This window comes from Polaromonas sp. P1_G1, assembly GCF_056405595.1.
Map to the genome: position 1 here is coordinate 39,332 of NZ_JBFUBU010000020.1, position 14,080 is coordinate 53,411.

Annotated in this window: 10 protein-coding genes; 2 read left to right on the forward strand and 8 right to left on the reverse strand. The window is 66.5% G+C overall.

The genetic code is table 11. From position 1 onward, the window contains the following. Positions 1–42: 42 nt before the first annotated feature. Positions 43–1,245 (forward strand): multidrug effflux MFS transporter, encoded by a 1,203-nt coding sequence (locus AC1D1Y_RS12140; protein WP_477682568.1) that lies wholly within the window; start codon positions 43–45, stop codon positions 1,243–1,245. Positions 1,246–1,253: 8 nt separating this feature from the next. On the opposite strand, the gene AC1D1Y_RS12145 is transcribed toward AC1D1Y_RS12140, so the two are convergent. The 8 genes from AC1D1Y_RS12145 to AC1D1Y_RS12180 all read right to left on the reverse strand — a co-directional run bounded on the left by AC1D1Y_RS12145 (position 1,254) and on the right by AC1D1Y_RS12180 (position 12,438). Further along, the gene (locus AC1D1Y_RS12145; RefSeq protein ID WP_477682569.1) at positions 1,254–2,108 is read right to left on the reverse strand and encodes a PA4780 family RIO1-like protein kinase; all 855 of its coding nucleotides are present in this window, start codon (positions 2,106–2,108) and stop codon (positions 1,254–1,256) included. Between the two features lie 105 nt (positions 2,109–2,213). Beyond that, positions 2,214–2,627, reverse strand: coding sequence for an RcnB family protein (locus AC1D1Y_RS12150; protein ID WP_477682570.1), 414 nt, complete (start codon positions 2,625–2,627; stop codon positions 2,214–2,216). Between the two features lie 113 nt (positions 2,628–2,740). Beyond that, positions 2,741–3,757: a tRNA dihydrouridine synthase gene (locus AC1D1Y_RS12155; protein WP_477682571.1), complete on the reverse strand. Its 1,017-nt coding sequence runs from the start codon at positions 3,755–3,757 to the stop codon at positions 2,741–2,743. A 24-nt stretch (positions 3,758–3,781) separates the two neighbouring features. Further along, positions 3,782–5,047, reverse strand: a complete 1,266-nt coding sequence (locus tag AC1D1Y_RS12160) for a methyltransferase (protein WP_477682572.1) — start codon at positions 5,045–5,047, stop codon at positions 3,782–3,784. A 339-nt stretch (positions 5,048–5,386) separates the two neighbouring features. Continuing rightward, the gene (locus AC1D1Y_RS12165) at positions 5,387–6,793 is read right to left on the reverse strand and encodes an efflux transporter outer membrane subunit (RefSeq protein WP_477682573.1); all 1,407 of its coding nucleotides are present in this window, start codon (positions 6,791–6,793) and stop codon (positions 5,387–5,389) included. 28 nt (positions 6,794–6,821) lie between these two features. Then, complete coding sequence (locus AC1D1Y_RS12170) at positions 6,822–10,055, reverse strand: efflux RND transporter permease subunit (RefSeq protein ID WP_477682574.1); 3,234 nt, start codon at positions 10,053–10,055, stop codon at positions 6,822–6,824. 33 nt (positions 10,056–10,088) lie between these two features. Beyond that, positions 10,089–11,318: an efflux RND transporter periplasmic adaptor subunit gene (locus tag AC1D1Y_RS12175; protein WP_477682575.1), complete on the reverse strand. Its 1,230-nt coding sequence runs from the start codon at positions 11,316–11,318 to the stop codon at positions 10,089–10,091. Positions 11,319–11,565: 247 nt separating this feature from the next. Next, complete coding sequence (locus tag AC1D1Y_RS12180) at positions 11,566–12,438, reverse strand: alpha/beta hydrolase (protein ID WP_477682576.1); 873 nt, start codon at positions 12,436–12,438, stop codon at positions 11,566–11,568. 480 nt (positions 12,439–12,918) lie between these two features. Between AC1D1Y_RS12180 and AC1D1Y_RS12185 the strand changes: the two genes are divergently transcribed. Next, positions 12,919–13,890 (forward strand): LysR family transcriptional regulator, encoded by a 972-nt coding sequence (locus tag AC1D1Y_RS12185; RefSeq protein ID WP_477682577.1) that lies wholly within the window; start codon positions 12,919–12,921, stop codon positions 13,888–13,890. Positions 13,891–14,080: the final 190 nt, after the last annotated feature.

The following is a 14,080-nucleotide window of genomic DNA, read 5'->3' on the forward strand; positions in this document are numbered from 1 at the left end:
GCCCGTTGTCAATAGCACGAACGGCCTGATCCTTTTCCATTCATGACCAAAAGTTTCTTCCGGGCAGCCCTGGTGCTGGGTTTGCTGTCCGCCATCGGCCCTTTCGCCATCGACATGTACCTGCCCGCCCTGCCCTCCATCGGGCAAAGCCTGGGCGCGTCCATGGGCGCGGTGCAGGCCAGCCTGATGGCCTTCTTCATCTCGCTGGGCATAGGCCAGATTGTTTACGGCCCGGTGTCCGACATGGTCGGCCGCAAGGCGCCGCTCTACTTCGGCCTGCTACTGTTCGCCGCGGGCAGCATAGGCTGCGCGCTGGCGCCCGACATCCACACGCTGGTGGTGCTGCGTTTCATCCAGGGCCTGGGCGCCTGCGCCGGCATGGTGGTGCCGYGCGCCATCGTGCGCGACCTGCACACCGGCCATGACGCGGCGCGGCTGATGTCGCTGCTGATGCTGGTCTTCAGCGTTTCGCCCATCCTGGCACCGCTGGCCGGCAGCATTTTGATTGAGACCTTCGGATGGCGCAGCGTGTTCTGGGCCGTCACGGTGGCCGCCGCCGCAGGGCTGCTGCTGGTGGGCTTCACCCTGCCCGAAACACGGCCGCCCGAGCAGCGCGTGGACAGCAGCTTCGGTAGCGCGATCAAGGCCTACGGCGTGCTGCTGCGCGACCGCCACTTCATGGGACTGGTCTTCATAGGGGCCTTCGGCATATCGAGCTTCTTCGCCTACCTGGCCAATTCCTCCTTTGTGCTGATAGACCACTACGGCCTCACGCCGCGCCAGTACAGCATCGCCTTCGCGGTCAATGCGGCCTCCTTTATCGGCGCCTCTCAGTTCACCGGCAAACTGGCCGCGCGCTTCGGCCTGGTGCCCATCGTGAAGGTGGCGGTCACCGGCTATGCGGCCGTGATGGCGCTGCTGCTGGTCGTGAACCTGGCCGGCATTGAACGCCTGGACGTGATGATCGCCCTGCTGCTGCTGGGCTACGGCTTCCTGGGCCTGGTGGTGCCGACCACCGCCGTGCTCGCGCTCGAGGAGCACGGTGCGATCGCCGGCACGGCCTCGGCCCTGATGGGCACCCTGCAGTTCGTGACCGGCGCGGTGGTGATGGCGACGGTTGGCGTGTTTGCCGACGGAACCGCCCTGCCCATGGTGGCCGGCATCGCGGGTTGCGCGCTGCTGGCGTATGCCATGTCGCGCGGCACGCTGGGCGGTGCGCGCACCGCAATCGCACCAGTCCGTTAAGAGCGGCTTTAGGCCTGCATGCGCAGGCGGCGGGCTGCTTCTTCGGCCCGCGCATCGTCAATCTCACCCATCACCGCCCCCAGGTTGACCGGGCCGGTCTTGTGCGCGAAGCGGCCGGTCAGCGCCGTCTCGGGCTGCAGCACGCCGCGCTGGTACAAATCCCAGATCTCGCTGCCGTAGTCCGTCTGCAGCAGCTCGGGCGCAAAGCGGCCGAAAAAACCGCGCAGGTTGGCCACGTCGCGCAGCAGCATGCGGCCCGCGTGGTTGTTGCCGGCGGCGTCCACCGCCTGCGGCAGGTCGATGATCACCGGGCCGGGCCGGCCGTCGGTCACACCTAGCAGGATGTTGAATTCCGACAGATCACCGTGCACCACGCCGGCGCACAGCATGCGCACCACCTCCGTGAGCAGGGTCGCGTGGTGCAGGCGCGCGTCCTCGGCCGTGAATTCGACGTCGTTCAAACGCGGGGCGGCATCGCCGTGCTCGTCCGTCACCAGCTCCATCAGCAGCACACCGTCGCAAAAGTTGTGGGGCTTGGGCACGCGCACCCCGGCTGCCGCCAGCCGGTAGAGCGCATCGACCTCGGCGCTTTGCCAGGCCGCCTCGGTCGCCTGCCGGCCGAAACGTGTGCCCTTGGCCATCGCGCGCGCCTGGCGCGTGTTCTTGACTTTGCGGTTTTCGGTGTAGTCCACCGCCTGGCGGAAGCTGCGCTCGGTGGCGTCCTTGTAGACCTTGGCGCAGCGTGTGTCGTCGCCGCAGCGCACCACGTAGACCATGGCTTCCTTGCCGCTCATGAGCTGCCGCACGACGCTGTCGATCAGGCCTTCTTCGAGCAGGGACTGCAATCTCTGGGGTGTTTTCATGGAGGCCATTTTGCGCCCCGCCGGCCGCCAGGCCTTTTCAGCCTGCGGATGCCGAAAAAAAGCCTGCCCGTTTTACCGGGCAGGCCCTTCTGTGACGCATGGTGATCAGTTGCTGAGCACCAACTGCGCGATCACGCCGGTGGCGATGGCGATCAGCGCGTAATCCGTCCCGACCTGCACCCACTGCTGGCCGCGCGGCGGCGCATGCAGGTGGCGGCCGCGCCAGTCGTTCACCACATACTGCCGGCCACGGTACTCGTTCGGGATGTGGCCGCCGCGGTAAAACTGCCGGCCGTGCCCGTTGAAGTGACGGTCGTTGCGGTCGTCGCGGATATAGCGATGCTCGACGGCGCGGCGGTCCACGGGGCGGTAGCCGGGACCGTGGCCTTCGGGGCCACGATGTTCGACACGCGGCGGCTCGCCCCGCGGGCCACGTCCGTCATAGCCCTGCGCAAACGATAGCGAGGCAAAGCCCAGCGACGCTGCGGCGATGGCACACACAATGGCGGTTGATTTCATGTCGACTCCTTGGGGTTGCTGAGTCTTCATGGTGTTCCCATGCCGTGTAGGCGCTGCAAAGCCGAAGGAGTGTTTGTGTAAAGCCTGGTTGCAATGTGTGCAGGGCTTGCAGCTCAGACCGCTTCAAGCAAGGGCTGATGCACGGCAGGCTGTTCAAGTCCTTCGCTGCGCAGCGCCTGCATCAGCCAAGCCTCAACCAGCACCGGGTCGTTCACCGTCTTGATCGCCTGGTAGGCCGCTTCCGCCTCGGGGAAACGCCGCCGCAAAAAATTCAGCCATTGCTTGAGCCGCCCGGCCCGCGCGCGCGTGTCAATCCGCGAACACACGATGCGCCAGAAATCTTCAATCAGCGGCAGCAAGGCGGGCCAGCTGACATCCGCCTGCGCGCCCCACCTGTCGGCTTTGATCGCCAAGCCCAGTCCCGGGTCGCGCACCGCGCCGCGGCCAATCATCAAGGTGTCGCAGCCTGAGAGTTCGCGGCAGCGCCGCGCGTCCTCCACCGTCCAGATCTCGCCGTTGGCGACGACCGGTATCTTCACCGCCGCGCGTATGTCGGCAATGCGCTCCCAGTAAGCCGGCGGCCTGTAGGCCTGGGCCTTGGTGCGGCCATGCACCACCAGTTCGCCGGCGCCGCCCGCCTCGATCGCGAGCGCGCATTCGACGGCGCGCGCGTCGTCGTCGTAGCCCAGCCGCATCTTGGCTGATACCGGCATATGGGCAGGCACAGCACGGCGCACGGCGCCGACCACGGCCGTCAGCGTTTCAGGCTCCCTGAGCAGCGAGGCCCCGCCGCCGTGGCGATTGACGACGGCCGCCGGACAGCCGAAGTTGAGGTCTATGCCGTCCGGCCCCAGGCCCGCGAGCCGCGCGGCATTCTCTGCCATGCAGTGGGGGTCGGAGCCCAGCAGCTGAGCGCGCACCGGCACGCCGGCCAGCGTACGGCCGCCGTGGTGCAGCTCGGGCACGATGCGATAGAACACGCGCTCGGGCAGCAGCTGGTCGGTGATGCGGATGAACTCGGAGACACAGCGGTCTATGCCGCCGACTCGCGTGAGGATGTCGCGCAGCACAAAGTCCAGCAGACCTTCCATGGGGGCCAGCAGGACGGTGGCGTGTGCTTCAGCTTTCATCGCGCCCTCCATCGCATCCAAAGGCTACTTGGCGCCCAATCGCCACAGCGAGGTCACTTCGGCCGCGCGCGCCGCGTACAGCGCGTCGCCGGCGTCCGAGGCTTTGGGATGCTGCGGCTGCGCGTCGAGGCGGTCTATGACCTTGAGCCCCGCGGCATCGATGGCGGCCAGCAGCCAGGCGCGCGTGCGCAAGCCCAGGTGCTCGGCAAAGTCCGACAGGATCAGCCAGCCCTCGCCCTTGGGCTCGAGGTGCGCGGCCAGGCCGTTGAGAAAACCCAGCAGCATGCGGCTGTCTTCGTCATACACCGCGTGCTCGACCGGCGAGCCGGGGCGCGCGGGCAGCCAGGGCGGGTTGCAGACAATGATGTGGGCGCGGCCTTCGGGAAACAGGTTGGCCTCGCGAACCTCAATCTGCGGAAAACCCAGCCGTTTGAGATTGTCGCGCGCACAAGCCAGCGCGCGCGGGTCCTGGTCTGTGGCAACCACGCGCTGCACGCCGCTGCGCAGCGCCAGCACGGCGGCCAGCACGCCGGTGCCGGTGCCGATGTCAAAGCCCAGCAGGTCGGCCGTGCCTTCAGGCACCGGCGCCTGGGCCACCAGGTCGATGTACTCGCCGCGCACCGGTGAAAACACGCCGTAATGCGGGTGGATGCGGTTGTGCGGCCCGTCTTCGCCCAGCGCGGGAATCGGCACGCCCTTGCGGCGCCATTCGTGGGCGCTGATGAAACCCATCAGTTCTCGCAGCGATGCCACCGAAGGACCGTTGCCTTCTTTGGCCGGCCCCCAGGCTTCGGCGCAGGCCTTCTTCGCATCCGGCGCGCGGCGCAAAGGGATGCTGTAGTCCGCATCAAACGGGATGAGCACCATGGACAGCACACGGGCACGCTGCGCCTGGGCCTGGCGGTGCAGGTGGAAAGCTTCGGGAAACACCGGCGCCGGCGCTTCGACCGGGGCACTGGCCTGCGCGGCCTCACCGGCTTTCTCGGCCTTGACGCGCTTGTCGCGCTTGGGTTTGGCCGGTTTGTCGACCCGCCGCGCCAGGGCCTGCACCAGCATGCGGGCATTCTGGAAGTCGCCGCGCCACAGCAGGCCCGTGCCTTCGCAGGCCAGGCGATAGGCCGCGTCGGCGCTCAGGCTATCGTCGGCGATGACTACACGCTTGGGCGGCGCGGCGCCGCGCTCGGAACGCCAGCGCGCGGAACGGGCTTCGCCGCCTTCCGTCCAGTGAATGAGCGAGGGCGCGGTAGATGAAGAGGCGGGAACGGCAGGTGAGGCAGGTGAAACAGGCATCGGGGGCAAACACAGCAAAGGGAGCCAAGTGTTTTAACAGATGCGGCCTCCTGTTTGGGCTGAATGCCCTTAAAACGGCCTGCCAAAGCTGGAAATCGCCGCTTTTCCGGCGAAACACCGGTCAAGGCCCAGAGATTGGCACTCGCGCGGAAAGGTCATCACGACCTGCCCAGGTTTTTCAACGGCAGGGGCCGTGGAACTGGCTTTGCCAGGCCACAGGCACCGTCCCCTGCAAGGGGAAAGGGCGCTACACGAAGTGAGCGCCAATAGGGGTGTACCTTATCCCCGTCCCCTGCAAGGGGAAAAGGCACTACACGAAGTGAGTGCCGATAGGGGTGTTCAGCCTGTCCAGCCGCCACCCAAAGCCCGTATCAAACCCACCGTGGCCAAATACTGCGCGGTCTTCACCTGCAAGGCCTGGCGGCGGTTGCGCAGTTCGCTGCGCTGGGCGTCCAGCAGTTCGAGCTGGCTGACAAAGCCGTTGCGGTAGCGTGAGTCCGACAGCACCGTGGCGCGGGTGGCCGAGGCCACCGAGCGCGACTGCGCTTCAGACTGCTCGGCCAGCAGGCGCAGGGCCGAGAGCTGGTCTTCCACGTCCTTGAAGGCGACGAGGATCTGCTCGCGATAGTTGGCCAGCGCGATGTCGAGCTCGGCATTCGCGTTCTGCACGCCGGCCTGGCGGCGGCCACCGTCAAAAATCGGCAGCGACAGCAGCGCGCCCACACCCCAGGCCTGGCTCGAGACCTTGAACAGGTCCTTGATCTCGGGCGCGGCATAACCGCCGTTGGCCGTCAGCGAGAAGGTCGGGAACCAGGCGGCCTTTGCCACACCCACGCGGGCCTGCGCGGCCTGCATGCTGCTTTGCGCGGCCGAGACGTCGGGGCGGCGTTCCAGCACCGTGCTGGGCACGCCGGCCGGAATGACAGGCAGCGCGGTCGACCACTCGGCAGGCGCGACGGCAAAATTCGAAGCCACTTCGCCAACCAGCACGGCCAGCGCATGTTCCAGCGCGGCGCGGCGCTGGTCCAGCGCCAGTGCGTCGGATTCGGTCGAGGCGACCTCGGCGCGCACGCGGGCGACGTCGAGCTCGGCCACGTCGCCCTCACGGAAGCGCACTTCCGTCAAGCGCAGCGTATTGCCGTAAGCCTTCAGGGTGTCGCGCACCAGCGTGCGCTCGCTGTCCAGCGCGCGCAGGTTGAGGTAAGCCTGCGCCACATCGGCCTGCACCAGCAGCTGGGTGCTGCGCAGCAGGGCTTCGCGCGACTGGGCGTCGAGCGATGCGGCGTCCGAATTCAGCGAGAGCTTGCCGATCAAATCGACTTCATACGAAAAATTCGCGGCGGCCGTGACCGTGGTCTGCGCCACGCGGTTGGTCGTGGTGTTGCTCTGGCGCACGGCGCCGCCGCTCAGGCCGACCTGCGGCAGGCGGTCGGCATCGGTGTTGCGCAGGATGGCGCGCGCCTGGGCCAGCCGGCCCGCGGCCACCTTGACGCTGTTGTTGTTGGCGGCCGCCCGCTCGACCAGCTGGTCGAGCACCGGGTCGGAAAATACCTTCCACCAGGCGCCCTGCGATTGCGGGGCCGTGGCGCTTGCGGTGCTTGCCGTGGCGGCATTCTCTTTATAGGCCGCGGGTGCGGCGGGAATGCTGGCGGGGTCAACCGACGCGCTGGTGGCGCAGCCGGCCAGCACCAGGGCAGCCAGCAGGGGCAGCAGCGCGGTGCGCAATTTTGACGATGTGTGGTTCATGATGAACTCCTTGACGTAATGCTTGTTGTTATTCGTGAAGCTTGACGGGTGCCGCCGGCTGCGCATGCGCTCCCGCACCGCCGCTGCCCGCGAAGGCCTCGATGTGCGGCACTTCGCCGTGCAGCTTGAGCGGGCGGTTGCCCGTGAGGCGGCGCAGGGTGACATAGAACACCGGCGTGAGGAACAGGCCGAAAGCCGTCACGCCGATCATTCCCGAGAACACCGCGACGCCCATGGCATGGCGCATTTCGGCGCCGGCGCCGGTCGACAGCACCAGGGGCAGCACGCCCATGATGAAGGCCAGCGAGGTCATCAGGATGGGGCGCAAGCGCAGGCGGCTGGCTTCGATCGCGGCCTGCAGCGGGGTGCGTCCGGCAAACTCGAGTTCGCGCGCAAACTCCACGATCAGGATGGCGTTCTTCGCCGACAGCCCCACCAGCACGATCAATCCGATCTGCGTGAAGATGTTGTTGTCGCCGCCGGTGAGTTTCACACCCAGCATGGCGGCCAAGAGGCCCATGGGCACGATCAGCACGATGGCGATCGGCAAAGTCAGGCTTTCATACTGTGCGGCCAGTACCAGGAAGACCAGCAGCAGCGCCAGCGGGAACACCCACATGGCCGAATTGCCGGCGATGATTTCCTGGTAGGTCAGGTCGGTCCACTCGTAGCTGATGCCGGGCGGCAAGGTCTCTGCCGCGATGCGGGCGACCGCGTCCTGCGCCTGGCCCGACGAATAGCCGGGTGCGGCGCCGCCGTTGATGTCAGCCGACAGGAAGCCGTTGTAGCGCATGGCGCGTTCCGGGCCGAAGCTGGGCGTGACCTTCATCAGCGCCGACAGCGGCACCATCTCGCCGGTAGCCGAGCGTACCTTGAGCAGGCCGACATCCTCGGCGCGGGCGCGGTAAGGCGCGTCGGCCTGGACCCGCACGGAGTAGGTGCGGCCGAACTTGTTGAAGTCGTTGGCGTACAGGCTGCCCAGGTAGATCTGCATGGTGTCGAACACGTCGGTCACCGGCACGCCGAGCTGGCGCGCCTTGGTGCGGTCGATGTCGGCATAGAGCTGCGGCACGTTGACCTGGAAGCTCGAGAACATCCCCGCCAGTTCAGGCGTCTGGTAAGCCTTGCCCATGAAGTCCTTGGTAGCCTTGTCCAGCGCGGCATAACCGAGCGAGCCGCGGTCTTCCAGCTGCAGCTTGAAGCCGCCGGTGGTGCCCAGGCCCTGCACGGGCGGCGGCGGGAACATCGCGATGAAGGCTTCCTGGATGCCGCCGAATTTTCCGTTCAGCTGGCCGGCGATGGCACCCGCGCTCAGGTCCGCGCTCTTGCGCTGATCGAAGGGCTTGAGCGACAGAAACACGATGCCCGAGTTGGAGCTGTTGGTGAAACCATTGATCGACAGGCCCGGGAAGGCAATCGCGTGTTCCACGCCGGGTTGCTTCATGGCGATGTCGCTGATCTTGCGGATCACGTCCTCGGTGCGGTCCAGCGTGGCGCCGTCCGGCAGCTGCGCGAAACCGATCAGATACTGCTTGTCCTGGCCGGGCACGAAGCCGCTGGGCACGGCCTTGAACAGGCCGGTGGTGGCCAGCACCAGCACCAGGTAGACACCCAGCATCACGGCCTTGCGCGAGATCGCGCCCTTGACACCGCGGCTGTAGTTCTCGGAACCGCGGCTGAAAGCCTTGTTGAAGGCGCCGAAGAAGCGGCCGAAGATTTTGTCCATGCCGCGGGTCAGCGCGTCCTTGGGCGCATCGTGGCCCTTGAGCAGCAAGGCGGCCAGCGCGGGCGACAGCGTCAGCGAGTTGATCGCCGAGATCACGGTCGAGATGGCGATGGTCAGCGCGAACTGCTTGTAGAACTGGCCCGACAGCCCGGTGATGAAGGCCAGCGGCACGAACACGGCGATCAGCACCAGGGCGATCGCGATGATGGGCCCGGACACCTCGCGCATGGCGCGGTAGGTGGCGTCGCGCGGACTCAGGCCCGCCTCGATGTTGCGTTCGACGTTTTCCACCACCACGATGGCATCGTCGACCACGATGCCGATGGCCAGCACCAGCCCGAACAGGCTGAGCGCATTGATCGAAAAGCCGAAGAGGTGCATCACCGCGAAAGTGCCGATGACGGAAATGGGCACGGCCAGCAGCGGGATGACCGAAGCGCGCCAGGTCTGCAGGAAGATGATCACGACCAGCACCACCAGGGCCACGGCCTCGAGCAGCGTGTGCACCACGGCCTCGATGGACGAGCGCACGAACTGCGTGGTGTCGTAGACGATCTCGTAATCGACGCCCTCGGGCATGCTCTTTTTGAGCTCTTTCATCACGGCCTGCACGTCATCCGAAATCTGGATGGCGTTGGAGCCCGGCGCGGCGAACACCGGCACGGCCACGGCCTGCTTGTTGTCTAGCAACGAGCGCAGCGCGTAGTCCGATGCGCCCAGTTCCAGGCGCGAGATGTCGCGCAAGCGCGTCACGGCGCCGCCCCTGTCGGTCTTGACGATGATGTCGCCGAACTCTTCCTCGCTCTGCAGGCGGCCCTGGGCGTTGATGGACAACTGCATGTCCACGCCGGGCAGGCCGGGCGAAGCGCCCACCACGCCGGCGGCGGCCTGGATGTTCTGCTCACGGATGGCGCGCACCACGTCGCCGGCGGACAAGCCGCGCTCGGCCACCTTCTGCGGATCCAGCCAGACGCGCATCGAGTAGTCGCCCGAACCGAAGAGCTGCACCTGGCCCACGCCGTTGATGCGCGCCAGGCGGTCCTTGACATTGAGCACCGCGTAGTTGCGCAGGTAGGTCATGTCGTAGCGATCGTTGGGCGAGAGCAAATGCACCACCATGGTGAGGTCGGGCGAGCTCTTGATGGTGGTGATGCCCAGGCGGCGCACCTCCTCGGGCAGGCGCGGCTCGGCTTGCGAGACGCGGTTCTGAACCAGCTGCTGCGCCTTGTCGGGGTCGGTGCCCAGCTTGAAGGTCACGTTGAGCGTCATCAGGCCGTCGGTGGTGGCCTGGCTGCTCATGTAGAGCATGCCGTCGACGCCGTTGATGGCTTCCTCCAGCGGCGTGGCCACCGTTTCGGCGATCACCTTGGGGTTGGCGCCCGGGTAATTGGCGCGCACCACCACGGTAGGCGGCACCACGTCGGGGTACTCGGCGATCGGCAGCGAGCGCAGCGCGATCAGTCCGGCGATGAACATCAGCAGCGACAACACGCCGGCAAAGATGGGCCGGTCAATAAAAAACTTGGATAGATTCATGGCGATTCTTCTTGTTCAGGTGTCAAGGCGGGCTCAGGACTTGGCCGCGACCTTCACGGCTTTTTCGGTGAGTTCGGCCTTGGCGGACATTTCCACCGCTTGCGGCGCGACCAGCGCGCCGGGGCGGATGCGCTGCAGGCCGTTGACGACGATGCGTTCGTTGGCGGCCAGGCCGCCCTTGACCACGCGCAGGCCGTTGACGGCGGCGCCCAGCGTGACTTCGCGGTAGACGGCCTTGTTGTCGGCACCCACCACCAGCACGAACTTCTTGTTCTGGTCGGTGCCGACCGCGCGTTCGTTGATCAGCAAAGCCGTGCCCTTGGTGGCCTGGCCCATGCGTATGCGCGCGAACTGGCCGGGCATCAGCTGGCCGTCCTTGTTGTCGAACACGGCGCGGGCGCGCACGGTGCCGCTGCGGGCATCGACCTGGTTGTCGACAAGCTGCAGCTTGCCTTCAAACGGCGTGTCGGTGCTGGCGGCGGTTCCCATCTGCACGGGGATGCGCTCCAGGCTGCGGCTGGCGGGGCCGCCGTTGCCGCCCACGTCTTTCAGGGCCTTGGCCACGACCTGCTCGTCAGCATCGAAGCTCGCGTAGATGGGGCTCACCGACACCAGCGTGGTCAGCACCGGCGCGCCGGGGCCGGCGGCAACCAGGTTGCCCACCGTCACTTCGAGCTTGCCGACGCGGCCGGAGACCGGCGCGCGCACCTGGGTGTAGCCCAGGCTCAACTGGGCCGTCTGCAGGGCCGCATGCGCTGCGCGCAGGTTGGCGTCGGCTTCGCCCTTGCCGTTGGTGCGCTCGTCGAACTCACGCTTGGAGATGGCCTGCTCGCTCCACAGGCGCTGCGAGCGCTCCTGCTCGCCTTTGGCCTGGGTGACCCGGGCCTGGGCGGCCGCGACCTGCGCATCGGCACGTTCCACGTCGGCGGCGTACGGCGCCGGGTCTATGGTCAGCAGCAGGTCGCCCTTCTTCACGAGCGCGCCTTCACGAAAGTGCACGGACTGGATGGTGCCGGCCACGCGCGAGCGGATGTCCACGCGTTCGACCGCCTCCAGCCGGCCCGAGAACTCGTCCCAGGCGGACACGTCGCTCTGCACGACGGTGGCCACCGACACGGGTGTGGCCTGAGGCTGGGCGGGACCGGATTGGGCGCTGGTGCTGGAGACGCCGAACACGGCGGCGGCGATGCCGGTCACGGCGAGCACGGCGAGGGCCACGGCCAGCAGGCGGCGTTTGGGGGTATGCAGTTGTATGGATGGCATGTCAATTCTCTCGATGATTGGATTTATGAAACTGATGAACTAATGAACTGGAAACGGATGAGGTGAAGAAAGTAAGTCGACGACTGTAGAACCTCAACCTAAGTTGAGGTCAAGCGTGCGGCGCGCAAACACGGTGCGCCGCAGGGGCTATCAACCCGCCGCTGCTTTGCCGCGCGGCGCTTGTCGGTACCTGGATGAATCAGTGGCATGGTGAACTCCCTCAAAGAAAAAATTGAACATCTAAAACTCAGGACACCGCGCTGTGCGCGGCGGTCCGCGCATCCAGCGCGGTGGCGAAGAAACGGCCGAAGCGCTCATGGATCAGCGGCGCCCAGGCTTCCTTATGGTTCGCCGGTTCCAGGTAGCTGCAAGGCCAGCCGGTAGGAACGGGCAGCACCGTGTCGATCGCAACCAGGCCGGCGGCGCGCAGGCGCGCGGCATAGGCCAGCGTCTCGTCGCGCAGCGGGTCGTCCTGCGCAGTGATCAGCAGCGTGGGCGGCAGGCCGGCCAGCCGAAAGGCCGAGCCGGGCGCGGCATAAGGATGGCTGGCGTCTTCCAGGCGCGGCAGGTAGTTGTGCCAGCCGTCGGCCCAGGTGCAGCCCACCGGGCCGGCTTCGGCGTCGCGCAGCGAAGCCGTGGCCAGGCAAGGGTCCAGCATGGGCGACAGCAGGATTTGCCCGGCCAGGGCCGGTTCCTGCAGGTCGCGCGCCATCAGCGCCACGGCCGCGGCGATATTGCCGCCGGCTTCCTCGCCGGCCACAAACACCGGCGCACCCGCGCCGGCCAGCTTGTGGCGGGCCTTGAAAGCCCATTCCAGGGCGGCGTAGCCCATTTCCACGGCGCTCGGAAACGGGTGCTCCGGGGCCAGCGGATAGTCCAGCGACATCACCACCGCGCCGGCGTCGGCCAGCAGCCCGGCAACGCAGGAACCGCCTTCCAGCGAGCCGCCCACAAAGGCGCCAGCATGGAAGTGCACGACCAGCGGCGACACGTCCGTGCCGCTGCGGCGGCCGTAGAAACGCACATCCAGCGGCTTTTTCAGCGCTAGCTGGATCTGCTTCTCGACCCACGGGGGGCTGGTTTTGTCGGCGCCTGTGAGGGCGGGCTGCTGGCTTTTCATCGTCGTGACCGCGTAGGGCCTCCGGTTTGTTGCAATGCAGCAGAAGATACGCGCGGGGCATCACTTAATAAATAGCCATTCTGTTTATTCTTTATTTCACCAATGCAACAATCGGGGGGATGGTCAGGCCGCACATGCTCAGCTACCGGGCAAATTGCCGCGCAAGCCCCTGCCTGCCTCATTGCCTGCTTTTGTGCATCAGGGCGCGAAGTGTGGACCTTGCCTCCGGGGCAAGGTCAAAGAAGCAAGGGAAAACCCGGACACCGCCAAGGGCTATTTGGGGCCGCCCGCAGGAAGCCGCCATGATGGTCACAATCGCCCCTCGCATCCCCCACATAAGCCGCCGTTCGCGGATCTCCCCGACTTTCCCCAGGACCCCAGCGGCCACCCGCCGCCGGGGAACGAGGCAGCAGGCCCACCCGCCCGCGACGCCTCAAGTGCATTGACAGCCCCTTACCAGGACACAGGACAGGACTTCTCATGGACAAGTTTTCCGCAATGCAGGCTTTTGTGCGGGTCGTGGAAGCCGGCACTTTCACCAAGGCCGCCGATTCGATGGGCATGCCCAAGCCGACCGTGACGCGGCTGATCCAGACGCTGGAGCAGTCGCTGGACACCAAGCTGCTCAACCGCACCACGCGCAAGGTCACGGTCACGGCCGACGGGGCGGCTTATTACGAACGCGCCGGCCGCCTGCTGGGCGAGATGGAAGAACTCGAATCGAGCATGTCGCGCGCCAAGGCCAGCCCGCGCGGCCGGCTCAAGGTCGACATCCCTTCTTCCCTGGGTATGGCGGTGGTGATCCCGGCCCTGCCGGATTTTTATGCGCGCTACCCCGACATCCAGCTGGAACTCGGCGTGAGCGACCGGCCCATCGACATCCTGGCCGAGAACGTGGACTGCGTGATCCGCGGCGGCGAGATCACCGACCAGTCGCTGGTGGCGCGCCGCATCGGCGAGTTCTATTTGATGTCCTGCGCCTCGCCGGCCTACCTCAAACGCCACGGCGTGCCCCAGCACCCGCAGGAACTGGCGCACGGGCACAGGCTGATCCGCTATGTTTCACCGCGCGACGGCAAGCTCTACAGCGTCACGCTGCACAAGGACGGGCAGGCGGTAGAGGTCGAGGGCCACCACCAGCTCTCGGTCAATGACTCGAATGCCGGCGTGGCGGCGGCGCTGGCCGGCCTGGGCGTGCTGCAGACCTTGACCTTCCTGGTTCAGCACCACATCAGCAGCGGAGCGCTGGAGCCGCTGTTCAACGGCTGGTGCTCCGAGGCCAAGCCCATCCACGTGGTTTACCCGCCGAACCGCCACCTGAGCAACAAGGTGCGTGTCTTTGTCGACTGGATCGCGGAGCTGTTCGCCAAGCACGACCTGATCCAGCGCAAGAGCACGCTGCCGGGACGCATCACGCGCGCCCAGCCCGCTGCCGAAGCGCTCGCCGAGTAACAGCGTCCCCGGCATCTCCTACAGGCGGCGTCACTGCCAGCCTACAGGGTGTGCGGTGCGAGAAGATTAAGGTTGGCATCTGCCTGATGCCGTCCTTCAGTCCTTCATCCTGCCATCCTGTTTGCGAAAGAGCCTCCATGCCAAGATTGAAAGCACCTGCGCCCGATGCCGAAAGCCGCAGAGCACTTGA